At 47.0% G+C, this 16,899-nt stretch carries 13 protein-coding genes; 9 read left to right on the top strand and 4 right to left on the bottom strand.

The features are described from left to right. Window positions 1-328 precede the first annotated feature (328 nt). From QUB13_RS12690 to QUB13_RS12715, 6 genes are all read left to right on the top strand, one after another. The gene (locus tag QUB13_RS12690; RefSeq protein ID WP_333381321.1) at window positions 329-2,989 is read left to right on the top strand and encodes a GAF domain-containing protein; all 2,661 of its coding nucleotides are present in this window, start codon (window positions 329-331) and stop codon (window positions 2,987-2,989) included. Between the two features lie 150 nt (window positions 2,990-3,139). Continuing rightward, window positions 3,140-4,282: a sensor histidine kinase gene (locus QUB13_RS12695; protein WP_333381147.1), complete on the top strand. Its 1,143-nt coding sequence runs from the start codon at window positions 3,140-3,142 to the stop codon at window positions 4,280-4,282. A 151-nt stretch (window positions 4,283-4,433) separates the two neighbouring features. After that, complete coding sequence (locus tag QUB13_RS12700; protein WP_333381149.1) at window positions 4,434-5,264, top strand: GUN4 domain-containing protein; 831 nt, start codon at window positions 4,434-4,436, stop codon at window positions 5,262-5,264. Between the two features lie 172 nt (window positions 5,265-5,436). Further along, the gene (locus tag QUB13_RS12705; protein WP_333381152.1) at window positions 5,437-6,756 is read left to right on the top strand and encodes an RNA-guided endonuclease InsQ/TnpB family protein; all 1,320 of its coding nucleotides are present in this window, start codon (window positions 5,437-5,439) and stop codon (window positions 6,754-6,756) included. Window positions 6,757-7,445: 689 nt separating this feature from the next. Further along, window positions 7,446-8,036 carry a YdcF family protein gene (locus QUB13_RS12710; protein WP_194010197.1) on the top strand — a complete coding sequence of 197 codons (591 nt, stop codon included), beginning with the start codon at window positions 7,446-7,448 and terminating at the stop codon, window positions 8,034-8,036. Between the two features lie 312 nt (window positions 8,037-8,348). Then, on the top strand, window positions 8,349-8,885 hold the full coding sequence (locus tag QUB13_RS12715) for a GAF domain-containing protein (RefSeq protein WP_333381155.1): 537 nt from the start codon (window positions 8,349-8,351) through the stop codon (window positions 8,883-8,885). Window positions 8,886-8,963: 78 nt separating this feature from the next. Here QUB13_RS12715 and QUB13_RS12720 read toward each other — a convergent pair whose 3' ends face one another. The 4 genes from QUB13_RS12720 to plsX all read right to left on the bottom strand — a co-directional run bounded on the left by QUB13_RS12720 (window position 8,964) and on the right by plsX (window position 13,585). Beyond that, window positions 8,964-9,602: a lysophospholipid acyltransferase family protein gene (locus QUB13_RS12720; protein WP_194068161.1), complete on the bottom strand. Its 639-nt coding sequence runs from the start codon at window positions 9,600-9,602 to the stop codon at window positions 8,964-8,966. A gap of 354 nt (window positions 9,603-9,956) precedes the next feature. After that, the gene (gene fabD, locus QUB13_RS12725; protein WP_333381159.1) at window positions 9,957-10,838 is read right to left on the bottom strand and encodes an ACP S-malonyltransferase; all 882 of its coding nucleotides are present in this window, start codon (window positions 10,836-10,838) and stop codon (window positions 9,957-9,959) included. Between the two features lie 544 nt (window positions 10,839-11,382). Further along, window positions 11,383-12,384: a beta-ketoacyl-ACP synthase III gene (locus QUB13_RS12730; protein ID WP_333381161.1), complete on the bottom strand. Its 1,002-nt coding sequence runs from the start codon at window positions 12,382-12,384 to the stop codon at window positions 11,383-11,385. Between the two features lie 151 nt (window positions 12,385-12,535). Further along, entirely contained in the window at window positions 12,536-13,585 is a 1,050-nt protein-coding gene (gene plsX / locus QUB13_RS12735) for a phosphate acyltransferase PlsX (RefSeq protein WP_194010202.1), read from the bottom strand. A 480-nt stretch (window positions 13,586-14,065) separates the two neighbouring features. Between plsX and QUB13_RS12740 the strand changes: the two genes are divergently transcribed. From QUB13_RS12740 to QUB13_RS12750, 3 genes are all read left to right on the top strand, one after another. Continuing rightward, window positions 14,066-15,400 carry a D-alanyl-D-alanine carboxypeptidase gene (locus QUB13_RS12740; protein ID WP_333381164.1) on the top strand — a complete coding sequence of 445 codons (1,335 nt, stop codon included), beginning with the start codon at window positions 14,066-14,068 and terminating at the stop codon, window positions 15,398-15,400. Window positions 15,401-15,769: 369 nt separating this feature from the next. Beyond that, on the top strand, window positions 15,770-16,057 hold the full coding sequence (gene rpsP / locus QUB13_RS12745; protein ID WP_194010205.1) for a 30S ribosomal protein S16: 288 nt from the start codon (window positions 15,770-15,772) through the stop codon (window positions 16,055-16,057). Then, the gene (locus tag QUB13_RS12750) at window positions 16,026-16,484 is read left to right on the top strand and encodes a KH domain-containing protein (protein WP_442922163.1); all 459 of its coding nucleotides are present in this window, start codon (window positions 16,026-16,028) and stop codon (window positions 16,482-16,484) included. The genes rpsP and QUB13_RS12750 overlap by 32 nt, the downstream gene beginning before the upstream one ends. Window positions 16,485-16,899 lie beyond the last annotated feature (415 nt).

Raw genomic sequence — 16,899 nt, forward strand, 5'->3', positions numbered from 1 at the left:
GTAGCAGCCCCCTTACATAGCGTCAAATCTACATTGCCCGCGCTCGATCGCACCAGCCTGCAAGTTAATTTTGAAGCTGGCAGTGTTCCTCACTCAAGTTCAGCTTTAATTCACGAACCCAAATTGGTATCGATGTTGTAAAAAAACGATCGATCGAGCATATCTAAAAAGCCAACTGAAGTTGCGGCCAAAAAATAAACTCGCGATCCCTCAAAGCTACAAGCAAGTGCAGGCTTTTGGAGCAAACAACTTAAAAGTTGGCACCGCCGCAGAATCTAGCACCGATCGACCAGCAGGTCTGTCTACCCCTCTGAGCAAGCACTTAATCATGACATTCTCCAATGCTGGTAGCGTTCTGGCTACACTGACTCAAGTCAATTTTATGGGGGCATTAACCTCCCGTGTTAAGAGCCTGCCAGTTCCTGAATTAGTGTGCTTGCTGGACTTTATCACGGCAGAATTTCAGCAATTCATCCGGGCGATGGACCTGATTAACAATGAAGCACTCGAAACTCTCTTAGAGCAACTGTTAGATGCCTTCACTGTCAAAATTGGTCAAATTCTGCAAGCAGACCGGACAACAATTTTTTTGGTTGACTCCAGCAAAAATCAACTTTGGCACAAAAGAGCCCACGCGCTCACGGGCGAAGATGTAGAAGTTCGCTTGCCTATGGATGCAGGCATTTTAGGCTACGTAGCAACTACCGGAAAATCGATAAATGTCACAGAAGCTCGATCGCACGAGCATTTTAATTCCGAAGTAGACGAACCGCCGGGGTATCAAATCGAGACCATCCTCTGTATGCCGATTTTTAGCAGCAAGAGCCAAAACGAACCCGTAGCGGTGGTCAGACTGCTGAATAAAGCTGGCAATGCCCCCTTTGACGAAGAAGACGAAGTGCAGTTTCAGGCTTTTGCAGATTCGATCGGGATTATTCTCGAAAGCTGTCAGTCTTTCTACGTTGTCGCCCGCAATCAGCGAGGAGTGGCCGCGCTTTTGAGAGCCACCACAACTTTAGGTCAAAGTCTTGACTTGGAAACAACTTTGCGCGCAGTCATGGATCAAGCTCGCGACTTGATGCAGGCCGATCGCAGCACGCTATTTTTATTAAATCGGGAAACCAACGAACTCTGGACAAAAGTCGCCAAAGCCGACGGTACAACCATCGTCGAAATTCGCATTCCTGCCAATAAAGGAATTGCCGGCTACGTGGCTTCGACCGGTCAACCCCTAAATATTACAGATGCTTACGACGATCCCCGCTTTGACCCATCTACAGACCAGCAAACGGGATACCGCACTCGGACTGTCTTGTGTATGCCGGTGCATAACGCTAAAGGTGAGCTGATCGGGGTAACTCAGCTAATTAATAAAAATCAAGGCACTTTCACCGCTTCCGATGAAGAGTTTTTGCGAGCGTTTAATTCCCAAGCCGGAATGGCGCTGCAAAATTCTCAACTGTTTCAGAACGTGATGGTGGAAAAGCAGTATCAAAAAGATATGCTGCAAAGTCTGTCAGATGCAGTGATTTCCACCGATTTGCAGGGGCGGATCGTCACAATTAACGAAGCAGCGCTAGAATTGTTGGGCTGTCCCCCAAATCAAGCCAAAGGCAAACACCATCCCCAGATTTGGGAAGAAAAACTGATCGATCGTTATGTTTGGGAAGTTTTGCCGATCGATAATTTGCAATTTAGACTCGAAGATAGTCTCAACCATGCAGCCCGACATTACGTTCCCGAACAAAGTTTAACCGTGGGACTGTTGGTGGAAAAAACATTTTGTTCTGCAGCATCCGCAGAAGAAACAGCAGAAGACAGTTATATTTTGGCCGTGCCCGATCGCACAGACCCGAATTTATATTACGCTTGGGGCGAAAACACGGCCTGGACTGAAGAAGTAGCTCTAGCAGAATTAGCTAACTCCCAATCTCTATTTTCGCTGCCGAATTCTGCCCGGAATCACCCTTATTGTCCCCTACCCATCAAGAAATCTCAAATTAAACTAATTGAACGCAGTTTGAATTTGACAGTTAACCCGCTGATCAATCCAGAAGGCGGCGTGCGCGGCGGTTTAGTGGTACTCGAAGACATCAGCCGCGAAAAGCGGATGAAAAATACGATGTACCGCTATCTGACTCCCGGAGTTGTAGATAAAGTGATGGCCCTGGGCGAAGGAGCCCTGATGGTGGGCGAACGCAAAGACGTTACTATTTTATTTTCCGACATTCGCGGCTACACAACGCTGACTGAAAATTTGGGAGCGTCGGATGTGGTATCCCTGCTAAACGAATATTTTGAGACGATGGTGGAGGCAGTTTTCCACTACGAAGGTACTTTAGACAAGTTTATCGGCGATGCTTTAATGGCCGTGTTCGGCGCGCCGCTGCCGCTGAATCCTCCCGAAAGTCACGGTTGGATGGCGGTTCAGTCGGCTTTAGATATGCGGAGGCGTTTGAAAGAGTTTAATGATTCTCGCCCCACGGAAGTTCCGTTTCGTTTCGGAATAGGGATTAGTTCGGGAGAAGTCGTTTCCGGCAATATTGGTTCGGAAAAACGGATGGATTACACGGTAATCGGGGATGCGGTGAATTTGAGTTCGCGCTTGGAACAGCTTACAAAAGAGTACGGCTGCGATATTATTTTGAGTGAATTTACCTACAATTTGTGCCGCGAAGGAATTTGGGTGCGAGAGTTGGATAAGGTGCGGGTTAAGGGCAAAAATCAGCCTGTGGGAATTTACGAGCTGCTGCAAAATAGTACCGATCCCCTTGACGGCGAAACTGAAAGGTTTTTGGAACTTTACAGTAACGGTCGGGATGCTTATATTTCTAGAAATTTTCCGAAAGCTATTAGTTATTTTGAAGCGGCTTTAGCTATTCGACCGAGCGATCGACCTGTGGAAGTTCACCTACAGCGATCCCTCAGTTATTTGGAAGTACCCCCGCCCGACGATTGGGACGGCGTGCATACTATGACAACAAAATAGTCTACTCTATCATATCCGAGCGTTAAAACATAAAAAGATTGGAATAATTTTTGATATCTTCCTTATGACAGAGTTGATAAGTATAAAAATGTGAAAAAATCAATCTGATACCAAATTAAAGTTAGTATTTATTTCCAGGCCAACCATTAAATGAACTATTTATCTGTTCCGAATGCCACAAAAGCCGATCGCATTCTGGTGGTAGATGACGCACCAGATAATGTTTTGTTGGTGCAGACAATCCTGGAAGAAGAAGGTTACGAAATTAGCACGGCAGAGAACGGCTTTTCTGCCTTGAGCCAAATTGACAAGTCCGCCCCGGATTTGGTACTGCTAGATGTAATGATGCCGGGAATGGACGGTTACGAAGTCACCAAGCGAATTCGACAAAACAAGGAATTGCCCTTTATCCCAATTTTACTGATTACGGCTCACGACAGCGCCAGCGTAGTCCAAGGATTGGATATGGGAGCAGACGATTTCATCCGCAAACCGGTGGAAATGGACGAACTGCTAGCTCGGGTGCGATCGCTCCTGCGGCTAAAACACAGCGTAGACGAACGAAATTCGATCGCCCTCCAGCGCGAAGATTTTGTCTCCAGACTCGCCCACGACTTGCGGACGCCCCTGGTAGCTGCCGATCGAATGCTAACTTTAATGCAGCAGGGAGCTTTGGGAGAAATCTCCCCTCAGATGAGCGACGCTTTCGGGACAATGGTTCGCAGCAACAAAAACCTGATCGCGCTGGTAAATATGCTGCTGGAAGTCTACCGTTACGAAGCAGGCCGCAAATCCCTCAGTTTCGCTCCCGTGGACTTGCGCCAGTTGATTACCGAAGTAGCTGAAGAACTCGCTGCCCTAGCCGATGTCAAAAATTTGTCGGTTAATTTAGACTTGAGCGAAAGCGCAGAAAGTGCTCCGATTGCGAAGTATCCGGGCGATCGTTTGGAGCTGCACCGCTTGCTGACAAACTTAATCGGAAATGCAATCAAATTTACCGACAGCGGCTCCATAGATGTCAGCTTAAAAGCGGCAAATTCCCCCGCTTATACGAGCTTCAAAAATCAACCGCTGGCCTGGGTAATTATTCAAATCCAAGATACCGGCCCTGGCATTTCTGCAGCAGAACAAACCAAGTTATTTGAAAGGTTTAGCTCTGGAACTCACAAGACATCGGGCACGGGTTTGGGACTGCATCTCTGCCGCCAAATAGTCGAAGCTCACCGTGGCACAATTCATGTAGAATCAGAGTTGGGTAAAGGTAGCTTGTTTACTATTCGTTTGCCTTGTTAGAGCGGTATAAATAACTCTAACTTTTTGGGTGGAAAATGCCGACATTACTACAGATCAACTGTAATTGTAGGTTGCAAATTGCGTACCTAATCGAATTATGGTTAATTTACCCGATGTCATATAATTACTTGGCAACCGAATTTATGGCAATATGTGTAACTGTCCAGTGTGCGGTGCCCAATACACAGAAGCAAAAGCCGAATTTTGCTCGATTTGCGGCTGGGAGTTGACTCCCTACCCGCAACGCCCTAAGCCTTCCAAAACTTATTTAAAACAAGAACAAGTTAGATTGCAGTGGGCAAAAAAAATGTGGGAATCGACCCGCAATCAACAAAATTGGTCAGCCAGATTTGACGAGTTGCAACAGGAATTGCAGCAAGGTGCGATCGCCCGCACCTACATTCAATCTCAGTTAGAATGGGTTCTGTACCGCCTCGAACAACTAAACCCCGAATTCATAGCCGACACTTTACTCCGACTCGAAGAAAAAATTGGCGCGATACCTGACCAAACTCCGGCTATCTCTGAAGTGGGGATGGATTACCGACAACTGACAAAGCTGTTAGAAACCGGAAAATGGCGCAAAGCCGACGAACACACTTGGGAAATTTTGCTGCAAATTGCTGTCAGGGAAGATGAAGGCTGGCTGAGTGCAGCCGATATTGACGCCTTTCCTCTTACAGACCTTCGCACGATCGACCAACTTTGGCAACAATACAGCAGCGGGCGGTTCGGATTGACCGTACAGCAGCAGATTTGGGAAAGTGTTGGGGGGAAATATACAGAATTGTGCGATCGAGTCGGCTGGCGAGTCAAGGAAAATTGGAAATATTACAGTGAGCTCTCGTGGGGCGAAAATGCCCCCGCCGGACATCTCCCCGTCACCGCATGGAGACAGCGCGCTTGTTACGGCGCGGGCACACTCACCGCAGCCGAAAACTTTGCCCGCATTGTGGGGAGAATGGCTGCGGGCGATCGATAATTATCAAAAATTAAAAAACTCAACTAGACAGCAGGAGTCGGGCCCTCTAACTGTACTCCGTTGAGTGCCGGGAGGAATGCGCGTGAGGCCTGACTGCCGAGAAAATCTTTGATTTCCGCTATTGCAATATGAGTTTTCACGAGATACGATAACACCAGAGTTTGTGAAGAAAATGTCCCAAGTAATCACCGCCAAGCTAAAACTAAACCTGACTACCGAGCAAAAAGCTTTGGTGACTCAGACTACTTTAGCCTACCGAGATGCCTTGAATTACACTTCACAAGTCGCTTTTGACGCAGGCAAAACCAGCAATGGTGCTAAGCTGCAAAAAGCCGTCTACAACGAATTGCGGGTGAGATTTGGACTTGGAACCCAAATGGCTTGCAACGTACCCAGACAAGTTTCTGGAACCTACAAAACTCTGTGGACTAAGGTAAAACAATCTAACGATGCTATTGCTTCATGCTACACCAAGAGACGATATAAAGGGTTAGACAAAGCCCCTAAATACATCTCTCGAACTTGCACCCTAAATTATCAGCGCGACTACTCTTTTAAAACCGAAAGGCGAGTAAGTATCATCACTCTCCAAGGTCGAATAGTAGTTTTGTATGATGGCTACAACAAGCATTTAGACTTAATTGCCAATGGCGCTCATATTGGAGCAGCTAAAATTGTCTATCAGCGTTCCTCCAAAATATATTACCTGATGGTAAGTCTTGAAGTAGAAACGCCTAAAATTAACCCACTGAAAATAACTAGAATTTCTGGTGTTGACGTGGGTATGCGCTACTTAGCGGTAGAAACAGACTTACAAAATAAGTCTAAATTCTACTCAGGTTCAGATGTTAGACATAAAGCTAACCGCTACCATAAAGCACGGATGACTCTTCAGCGTAAAGACACTCGTTCAGCGAAGCGAAGATTAATCGCTTTGTCTGGGAGAGAGAGACGGTTTATCGCTGATGTAAACCACCAAATCAGTAAGGATATTGCCAAACCTAACAGCCTGATTGGACTAGAAAACCTCACCGGAATCCGGGACAGGACTAGAACAAAATCGGGTAATAAGGCAAGCAAGAAGAGACGACTAGCTAATCGAAACAAAGCTAAATGGTCATACTCCGAATTGCACGGGTATATTGACTACAAAGCTAACCTAAATGGTTCGTTAGCAACGAAAGTTCCGGCTCATTACACATCGAAAAGTTGTTCTAAATGTGGACATACTTCGGATGCTAATAGACCAAACAAAGGACTATTTTTTCGATGCGAATGTTGTAGTCATGAGCTTCATGCTGATTTGATTGGTGCGCGAAATATTGCAATGAGAGCGTTGCTTGTCCGGCAAGACTGGATGAGTACGGGGAGTTTGTCAGCATCCCCTGATGTGTCGGGCCGTGAAACTAAAGCTGAGATTCTTTCTAGATTCTCAGAATTGCGGTGGAGCTCAGATACAAGCCCACACCTCCGGCGGTACTCCGCTTGGTGATGGGTAGTTGACAATTGACAAGAAGCTGCTATAATCAAAACGGTTCAGCAACTGGGGCTGTGGCTCAGATGGATAGAGCAAGCGCCTCCTGAAGAATCGGGCACCCTGCGAGGAAACTCTGGGAGTGAATGTGGTCAAACTCAAGGAAGCCTAAGTCTGACGGCAGATAAGGTAATCTTGAGCCAAGCTTTATCTAAGTTTAGGTAAAGAAGGTGCAGAGACTGGCTTTAGGAAGTAAAACACAATAAAACCTCCTAAACATACGGCCACCACCTAAAGGCTGCAAGCCTATGGTGAAGGAATAGTCCGGAGAGTGGGGAAACTCACACAAATCTGAAGCGCTAGGTCGCCGGTTCGAACCCGGCCAGTCCCGTTCAAAAATCCATAACCGCCAAAAACACAAGGGTAAAGCCTGCTTTTGCCCTTTTGTTGTGCGTATCCGCTAACCAATTCACCTGACGGGGCGACCCGTACAAGTTATAGATTCAATTATTCAATCTAAAATCGCCACTTCCAGGCCCAACACAAGCCATAGATTCAATTATTTAATCTTTAATCTAAAATCTAAAATCTAAAATCCCCTGACCCTTTTTTAAATTCTTAATTTTAAATTCCTGTTAGTGGGTTGTACGTGCGGTATTTTTTGTTATGGTTCCTTTGTCAGCTATGCAAAATTTTTATAGGTTTAGATGTGGTTAAGAATCAATTCAAACACGCGGCGTTACAAGCGTTTGAGAACTTCATGCAGTTTTTGGTTCCTCGTCGGGCTGGTGATAGCGTGTTGGTTTGGCTATCTCCAGCTTAAAAGCGAATTTCTGAAACCCCAAGCTTTGCTAGTTCTAGGTGGGGCTACGGAGCGAGAGGTGTTTGCGGCAAAATTTGCTCAGAAGCATCCTCAATTGCCAATTTGGGTGTCTTCTGGCAGCAATCCAGAGTTCGCCGAATGGGTGTTTTCAGAAGCGGGCATTAAGTCCGATCGCCTGCACCTAGACTACAGAGCGGTGGATACGGTAACAAATTTTACCACGCTGGTAGATGAATTGAAAGCTAGAGGGATTGAGAGCGTGTATCTGATTACTTCTGACGATCATATGCGGCGAGCCGAGATTATCGGCGAAATCGTGCTCGGCAGTAGAGGCATTAGTTTTAAGCCTGTAGCAGTTCCCTCCGGGCGAACCCCCGAACCGGTAGAAAAAGCTGTTCGCGACGGCGCTAGAGCCCTTCTTTGGCTGACAACGGGTTATACCGGTGCTAACTTCAGCCAAGCCAGAATTGAATAAATTACTCTGGGATGCACGGGTAGCCAGAAACCGAGTTTTCTCACCACAATATTTGTTTAAAACCTTCAATAATAGTCAAACAACCCCGGTTTCTTGACTCCGATGCGTAAGTTTTTTAAACAAACGTCAGGATTGAGCAAGCTTTAAATCTTTTTACACTTGTCTCCTATAGCGCAATTTAACAAACCACGAAAACGCTAATGAAAAATGTGCAATCAGAGCAGAGAAAAGCACAAAAAATCAGAAGAAAGCAAAACATAAAAGAGAAATAGTAGTTTAAAATTAGTAGATGAACTTCAATCGCCAAAGTTAATGACTGACATAATTATGCCGCAAGTTTTGGAGCAAATTTTGAGTAACAGCAAGACTGCGGATGCTGTTTTTTCAGCTTTGCTACCGGCTTTAGGTGAAGTGTTAAAATGCGATCGCGTTTTTCTTTATCTCCGCAATCCTGAAACCAAAACAGGTAAAGCAGCTTACTGCTGGTGTCGCAACTCGAACTATCCCGATGTTACCACTGTCGAATGGAAAAAAGAACCGGAATCTTTAGGGGAAGAAGACCCTTTGTTTGCAGCAGCCTTGCGAGCTGAGCCGTCGATTTTTGTTGAGGATGTCGAAACAGCAAATCCTGAAGTTGTCAACAAAGATTTTGAAGCAAAACAGTTCGGCCATCGTGCTTTGATTCACGCTCACCTTTGTGTTGATGGCTTGTTGTGGGGGGTTTTGCAGCCTTGTATTTTCGATCGCCCCAGAGTCTGGACTGACTCTGACCACCAATTTATTGCAGCAGTTACAGAAAAAATTTCGCCCTTGGCTGTTGCTTTTGTTAAGGGCGCGCAACCGACATAAAATAGGTTTGTAGTGTGGAATGCGAGTCCGCTCAAAAGAAAAAACTGAAGTCCGAACGATCGAACAAGGGCAAGCACATCAGCGGCCCAAATCGTGCATCGCATTAATCTCCCTTGCACATCTTTGAGTCAGCGCTTCCAACTCCTCGCGATCCGACGAACCGGGCGCCTCAATTACTTTACCAATTCGTATAGTTAACGGCACCGGTTGCGGTACTAGCAAACCTTTGATGGAAATCGCATGAGTTCCCCACAAACTAACAGGTAACAGCGGGGCTTTAGCCTTAGCAGCTATCAGCGCAGCACCTAATTTTGGTTCAGTAATTCTGCCGTCTGGCGTGCGACTTCCTTGCAAAAATACACCAGTCGCCCAGCCATTGTCCAAAGAGTTGATAGCCGATCGAATTGCACTGCGATCGGCACTTTTCCGGTTGACTGGATAAGCACCGTAAAGCGTAATTGCCTGCTTCAAAATAGGAACTTTAAATAATTCTTCCTTCGCCATAAATGCGACAGGCCGCCTCATGCAATTAGACAAAATTGGCGGGTCAAAATCGCTGGCGTGATTGCTGACTACTACCAGCGGCCCTTCTGCTGGAACGTTTTCGGCACCGTAGATGCGGCCCCGAAAGTAAAGGTGCAGCATGGGGCTGACTATTGACCACTTGAATAAATAGTAGAGAAGTAAACTTTCGACTGGTTCGCGACTTTTACTCACAGAAAAACCTGAAATTTTAAATTACATCGAATATTAGCCTATCAGTTCAGCAATCAAAATTGAACAGTATTTTGAGGTTTTTAGGGTGCTGGTGGCGCACCAGCGGTATCAACTCAAGCAAAAATATCCCGGTTGTCTGCGGTTGGAAACCGCGCCTGCACAAACAAAACCTACTCCAAGCGGTTAGCAACGTAGATTTTCAATTGAGGTTTTCGAGCCTTCTCGATCGCCCGTACCGGCTTTGCACAACAAGCCGCAGTAAAATTTGCCTGTTGTGCTATTTATTTTTCGCCACTTTTCGGGCCAACGAACTCAATTTTAGAGCCTGGGGCTTAATTCAACGTTAACAATCGATTAAGCGGGTACATCTGCAAAACTGCTCACATTTACCAAGTCTAGATCCGGACAAGTCCGTTTGATCAAACCTGTGAGAACTTTGCCGGGGCCAATTTCCAATACCCGATCGATTCCTTGTTGCGGCAATTGCAGCGAAATTTCTCGCCAGCGCACACCTTTAGTCATCTGCTGGTTCAACCGCTGCTTTAAAGTCGCCGCGCTGGTAGTCGCTGTCGGTTCTGAGTTCGAGAGCACCAGCATTTTAGCATCCGAAAACCTTGCCGCTTTTAAGGCTTGTTGAAACTCTGATGCCACTGATGCCATCAACGGAGAGTGAAACGCACCAGAAACATTCAATTTAACGGCGCGTTTGACTTTGATTTTGGCAAGCAAATCTTCTACTGCTTCTGGAGTTCCAGAAATCACAACTTGTGCTTCGCTGTTGTCGTTGGCGAGTACCACGTCTTGGCTGTATTGAATTTGCAGTTCTAGTTGCTGCCTGTCAAACCCGATCAAAGCCACCATTTTGCCACCGGAGGCTGTGTCCATGAGTTCGGCGCGACGTTTGACCAAGCGCAATCCCGTTTCAAAGTCAAACACGCCTGCTGCGTAGAGGGCAACGTATTCTCCTAAACTGTGACCTGCCACCACTGCTGGCCGATCGCTCTTTTCTCGCACTAAGTCTGCCAAAATGCTTTCTATTACGTACAAGCAAGGCTGAGTGTAGAGAGTGCGAGATAGTTTTGCTTCTTCTTTTTGGCAAACTTCTGGGACAGACCAGCCTAAAATATCTTTGGCTAGCTCAAATTTGGCTTTCGCTGTTGGCAAGTTTAATAAATCTGCACCCATCCCGATCGCCTGGGAACCTTGTCCGGGAAATACCCATGCTGTTTTAGTCATTTTTCCGGTAATCTGCTAATTGGTGGTTGCTAAGAAAGTGATTCCAAAAATTCTTTGTTTCCCGCTTTTAATTTCGCTTGCTGGTATCCGCTATCTTTCGGTTCACGAACTATCTACTAGCGACTCACAATTATAACATATAACTGCGCTTTTTACTAGGTTTATATTTTTTTGCTACTTTAGTTCAGATCGATCGCCCTAGCGTAATTTTCCACCTGCGACGAGGGGAAAGTCGAACCCAAAATAGAGGATTTTCAATTGCAGCATACACTTTTCCAGAATTCCGGTCGGAGAATGTACGGCTTTGTGCGCGCATTACCCTATTTACAACCTATTAAAAAGGTAAAGAATTTTTATTTTTCAATCGTCGCACTCCCGAAAATCACGCTTGGCAAGTTGAAATCTGCCAAATATTATACCAGCTACCTAAAAAAATGAAACCGCAGGCCCGCGATCCCAACCCATAGTTCATCAGTAATTCCCCAATCTACAATCTAAAATCTAAAACTCGTATGCTCGCTAAGCCGAAGTATCTAAAATCCTACTACCTTCCCCATTGAAAAATCCCCGCCCCCCAAGTCAAACCAGCACCAAAACCAGCAGCAGCAATAGTCTCGCCTGCTTTAACTTTACCCTGACGCACGGCTTCGTCTAAAGCAATCGGAATTGAAGCCGCTGAGGTATTGCCGTAATTTGCCAAATTGCTAATGACTTTTTCCGGGGGAATTTTCAGCCTTTGAGCAACTGCATCAAGAATCCGCTGATTGGCTTGGTGCAACAGCAGCCAGTCTATTTCTGCCGCGCTGACATTTGCCCGAAACATAGCTTTTTCTATGACTTCCGGCACTTTTTTTACCGCAAAACGATAGATTTCTTGACCGTTCATTGTGATGGGCCCAAACCCGCCTACTCCGATATTCACCCCTTCAATTAATTCTTTTGATTCGGCGTTGAAAGCCAAATTGAGAGACGCATTTTGCGTGCCGTCACTGCGAATTTCAAATCCCAAAAAGCGATCGACTTCGGAAGCTTGCAATACCACCGCACCTGCACCGTCTCCAAATAGAATGCAAGTACCCCGATCCGACCAATTCACCCAGCGAGATAAAATATCTGCTCCAATTAGCAAAACATTTTGATAAACGCCTGTGCGAATAAACTGCGAGGCTGTAACTAAACCAAAAACAAAACCAGAACAAGCTGCTGTCAGATCGAAAGCCACAGCTTTTGTTGCGCCTAACTGATATTGAATTTTGCCTGCACTACCAAACAAATCGTCGGGACTTGAGGTGGCCAAAATAATCAAATCGATATCTGCGGGCGAAATTTCTGCCATTTCGATCGCCCTTCGGGATGCTTCGGTTGCCAAATCGCACAAAGAAGTGCGATCGTCCGCCAACCTGCGCGATCGAATACCCGTTCGCGCCGCAATCCACTCGTCAGAAGTTTCTACTATCTGACTCAAGCCGTTATTATCAAGGGAAACCTGCGGTGTACAAGAACCGCTACCCGTGACGGCAATACCCAACCCTGATTGCTGCAACATTCCTCTCCATTTACTCGCTATTCAGTTCAAAAATTAAAAATTAAAAATTACAAATTAAACTTCTTTTTTAAACTACTGAAATTACTTTTTTAGCGAGTAAAACAGATTGTTTAATTTGACATTTTTAATTTTTAATTTCTACTTACTGCCTCTAATTGACAGCTTCTTGTTCCAGAGCGGTTTCGCGATTTTCAGAGCGAATTCGTTCCAGCACTTGGTTGTCAATAGCCTCTTTCGCCAAACGAATGGCATTAAAAATCGAGGCAGCTTGAGACGAACCGTGGCTGATAATGCAAACTCCAGCAACGCCCAACAGCAAACCGCCGCCGTGTTCAACGTGGTCTACCCGCTGCTTGAACCCCTTGAGGCTTTCTTGCAGGAGGGGAGCACTAATTTGATTTTTGAGTCCGGCTGCCAATTCTTCCTTAAGCACTTGCACCACGACTTCGCCCACCGCTTCGGCAAACTTCAACAACACGTTGCCTACAAACCCGTCGCAGACAATCACGTCGAACTTCCCCGACAGCACGTCGCGGCCTTCGGCATTTCCTACAAAAGGAATGTGAGGATTGTCCACCAATAATTGATGGGTGCGTACCGCCGCGTCGTTACCTTTAGAAGGTTCTTCGCCAATATTGAGCAGACCGATTTTTGGTTCGGCTACGCCCAAAACGCACTGGCTGTAAATAGTTCCCATCAGAGCAAACTGCTCCAAAAATTTGGGGCGGCAGTCCACGTTAGCGCCAACATCGAGAATGAGCACGGAGCTGCCCGATACCATTGTCGGCAAAACCGCACCGATCGCAGGGCGATCGATTCCCGGGAGCCGCCCCAACCTCAGCAGGGCCGCAGCCATCGCCGCGCCGGAGTGACCGGCGGACACCACAGCATCAGCTTGCTGCTGCTTTACCAAGTTCATGGCTACGTTAATCGAAGCCTTGGGTTTGCGTTTGAGGGCACTTAAAGGTTCTTCGTGCATTTCTACCGTTCCTTCAGAAGGAACGATTTCTAGCTGACCTTTGCAGACGCGGCCGATCGCGTCTTGAAGACGTAGCGACTCTTCTATTTGCTGCGGGTCGCCCACCAGCAAAATCTCGACGCCTAATTCTTCCTGTGCCTTAAGCGCTCCAGCTACAACTTCGGCGGGAGCATGATCCCCACCCATAGCGTCTATTGCAATTCTTGCGCGTGTCGATCCCATTGACCAATGTTTGAGAAACATTAAAAATTTTACCAGGAAGTCAGTCGATTTTAGATTTTAGATTTTAGATTTTAGATTGACTTGCAGTATTGAATCTGGGTGGAGGAACTAGGCTTTAAAATTTTGGGAGCATTCACTTCAGCAGTCGGGCGCAGGGTATCGGTTTTTTGCGGATCTGGAGTCTGAATCCAGAAAAGCGAATAAATCACTAAAATCTGCTCGCGCCCGATCGGACAATTGTCAATACCGACTACTCTGAGAGAGCTTGTTTTGTCCCTACTTTACTTTTTTGACTGCAAATTGAAAAACTCAACCGAATAGTTTACTGTGCGCCCCGCCGAAAAACGGATACTTGCTTCCACTCGTGGTGAGCCGCCCACAATTTTAGACTTTTGTTCAATCTCCCAGATTGAGTTGTGGACTAAATCTAAAATCTAAAATCTAAAATCTAAAATCGACTGACTGACTTAGGAGTAAAAAATGCTGGATTTATTTAGCTCGGGAATCATGTCTCTGTGGCTGGACATGGCTGGGGTACGCAGTGCCGCACCCAACGCCGTGTCGGTGCTGGCTTGGCGGGGAGGGATGCCCGGGTTAGTGGTGGCCGAAGAGCTGGCTTTTGGGAAAATAGATGCGGCAAATTCAGACTTGCCCGCAGAAGCTGCCGTGCAGGAATATTTAAAAGATTTGAAGGCGAAGCATCTCATCGACGGCAATCAGGGAATTTGGGTGCAAGCGGGAATGCTGCCGCTGGTAAGTCAGCAGGGGACGGTGCTGATGCCTGGGGCTTCCCTGACTAAGATTGCGACTTCTCTGGCTTCCCTAGAAACTTGGGGCGCGGATCATCAGTTTGAAACGCGGTTTTGGGGAACGGGGCCCATTAGGAATGGGGTGTTGCAGGGGGATTTGGTGATTGCTGGCGGGGGCGATCCGCTGTTTGTGTGGGAGGAGGCGATCGCGGTGGGTAATGCTCTCAATCAAATGGGTATCAATCGCGTGGCGGGAAATTTGGTCGTAACTGGCAATTTTCCCATGAACTACCAGTCCGATCCTCTGGTTGCGGGGGAGAGTATGCGACAAGCTCTCGATAGTCGCAGTTGGTCGCCAGACCTGCTGGCAATCTATTCTAAGATGGCTCCGGGCACCCGAAAGCCACAAGTAACGATCGCCGGCAGCCCGATCGCTCAAAAAATTCCTGCTTCCGGGCGTTTGCTGTTGAAACGCCGATCGCTTCCTTTAGCCGAAATTCTCAAGCAGATGAACGTCCACAGCGACAATGAAATTGCCCAAATGCTGGCCGACAATTTGGGCGGGGCAAAAGTTGTTCAGCAACAAGCGACTTGGGCTGCTGGGGTGCCGCAGGCGGAACTTCAATTAATTAACGGTTCGGGCTTGGGAGTCGAAAATCAAATGTCTCCGAGGGCGGCTTGCGCGATGATGCAGGCGATCGGGCGCAACCTTCAGACTACAGGGCTGACGATTGCTGACTTGTTTCCAGTGTCCGGGCGCGATAAAGGAACTTTGGAACACCGACACATTCCGCGATCGGCTGTGGTGAAAACTGGTACTTTGAACACGGTGATTGCTTTGGCCGGAGCCATACCCACGCGCGATCGGGGCTTAGTTTGGTTTGCAATTATCAATCGCGGCACCGATTGGGACTCTTTGAGAGAGCAGCAAGATATATTTTTGCAAAAGCTGGTGCAGCAGTGGGGCACTGCAACGGCTTTACCTATAGCAATTACACCGCATATAGACGGTGCCAGACCGGCCCTAGGCGCGGCAAATCGCAGCGATATTTTGCTCGGAGGTTGAAGAAGTCCTTAGTCAGTAGTCAGTAGTCAGTAGTCAGTAGTCAGTAGTCAGTAGTCAGTAGTCAGTAGTCAGTAGTCAGTAGGTAGGGGCGGTGCCAAGAGTGCCAGCCCTCTTAACAGTTAACAGTCAGCAGTCAGCAGTCAGCAGTTAACAGTCAACAGTCAACAGTCAACAGTCAGCAGTCAACAGTCAGCACTCAACAGTCAGCACTCAGCACTCAGCACTCAGCACTCAACAGTCAGCAGTCAGCACTCAACAGTCAGCAGTCAGCAGTCAACAGTCAACAGTTGCGGTGAATGCCCCAGAGCATAATGTGAGATTTCTCGCCTGGAGTATGTCACAATTGAGCCAGGACTATTGTGCAAGAAGATGATCAAACTGCGATTGAAAAGATACGGGAAAAAACGCGAGACCAGCTACCGGATTGTAGCGATGAACAGTTCTACCCGCCGCGACGGCCGTCCCCTAGAAGAACTCGGCTTCTACAACCCCAGAAATAACGAAACCAGGCTGGATGTTCCAGCGATTGTCAAGCGCCTCCAACAAGGCGCTCAGCCAACTGACACCGTGCGTGACATCCTGAGAAAAGCTAATGTATTTGAACAAGTCGGAGCCGGAGCCAACGTTGAGTCCAGCAGCACAACAGCAGTCAGCTAGCCCTAACTATGCTGGACTGATACAGTTTTTAATTGCACCTTTTCTGGAGTCGCCGGACTCTTTGCGGGTTGATTGCGAACTGCACCCCCGCCAATCTCGCGTCTGGGTAAGGCTCGCTTTTGAAGATCCTGACAAGGGGCGGGTTTATGGTAGGGGCGGACGCAATATTCAGGCGATTAGAACTACCCTCGAAGCGGTGGCGCAAACTGTGGGTCAGTCGCTCTACTTAGATGTATACGATAGCGAAGGAGGCGATCGAGGCTCCGGGCCACCTAGGGGCGATCGCGGTATGCGCGATCGAGGAGATTTCCGACCCCGAACTTCGCCTCCCTCGCCTACTCCCTTACCTAGCAGATCTCCGAGAGAACAACCTCGCCGTACTAACACACCTACGTTTAGAACGAGCAGAAATACTCCCGGTTATTAACTGCAAAATCCAAAAACAATTTTAGGTTTTAGATTGCCTGTTGTAGGCTTGGTATTACAAGCCCCCTGTGATTTTAGATTGCCGATTTTGCGATCGGACATAAATCTAAAATTTTCAATCTCAAATCTCAGCAGCATCAGGTAAATCTAAAATCTAAAACTTGTTCGCGAGCGAAGTCGAAGAATCTACAATCTAAAATCTCAAGTTGTGTGACTTCAAAGAAGGGAGATTTGATTTGTGCCGCAAGCACCAAACTCATTCATTTAAACAGAAAAGACGCCTTAGATACTAGGTAAAACTTAGTACCTGGCGTCTTTTTGTTCGCAAAAGCCAGCTAATTTAACCATCGATAGTTAAATTTTCTAGCAACCGTTAAATCTGGCGCGAACGTAAATAATATCTATCAAATCTGTTA

It is taken from the genome of Microcoleus sp. B4-D4 (assembly GCF_036705185.1).
In the GTDB taxonomy this organism is placed as follows: Bacteria; Cyanobacteriota; Cyanobacteriia; order Cyanobacteriales; family Microcoleaceae; genus Microcoleus.

Excerpts from the sequence above, each read along its gene's own strand:
- plsX (WP_194010202.1), bottom strand. The coding sequence starts at position 13,585 with ATGGGATCGACACGCGCAAGAATTGCAATAGACGCTATGGGTGGGGAT.
- QUB13_RS12690 (WP_333381321.1), top strand. The coding sequence starts at position 329 with ATGACATTCTCCAATGCTGGTAGCGTTCTGGCTACACTGACTCAAGTC.
- QUB13_RS12730 (WP_333381161.1), bottom strand. The coding sequence starts at position 12,384 with ATGTTGCAGCAATCAGGGTTGGGTATTGCCGTCACGGGTAGCGGTTCT.
- rpsP (WP_194010205.1), top strand. The coding sequence starts at position 15,770 with ATGATCAAACTGCGATTGAAAAGATACGGGAAAAAACGCGAGACCAGC.
- QUB13_RS12710 (WP_194010197.1), top strand. The coding sequence starts at position 7,446 with ATGTGGTTAAGAATCAATTCAAACACGCGGCGTTACAAGCGTTTGAGA.
- QUB13_RS12700 (WP_333381149.1), top strand. The coding sequence starts at position 4,434 with ATGTGTAACTGTCCAGTGTGCGGTGCCCAATACACAGAAGCAAAAGCC.
- QUB13_RS12715 (WP_333381155.1), top strand. The coding sequence starts at position 8,349 with ATGACTGACATAATTATGCCGCAAGTTTTGGAGCAAATTTTGAGTAAC.
- QUB13_RS12695 (WP_333381147.1), top strand. The coding sequence starts at position 3,140 with ATGAACTATTTATCTGTTCCGAATGCCACAAAAGCCGATCGCATTCTG.
- QUB13_RS12705 (WP_333381152.1), top strand. The coding sequence starts at position 5,437 with ATGTCCCAAGTAATCACCGCCAAGCTAAAACTAAACCTGACTACCGAG.
- fabD (WP_333381159.1), bottom strand. The coding sequence starts at position 10,838 with ATGACTAAAACAGCATGGGTATTTCCCGGACAAGGTTCCCAGGCGATC.
- QUB13_RS12740 (WP_333381164.1), top strand. The coding sequence starts at position 14,066 with ATGCTGGATTTATTTAGCTCGGGAATCATGTCTCTGTGGCTGGACATG.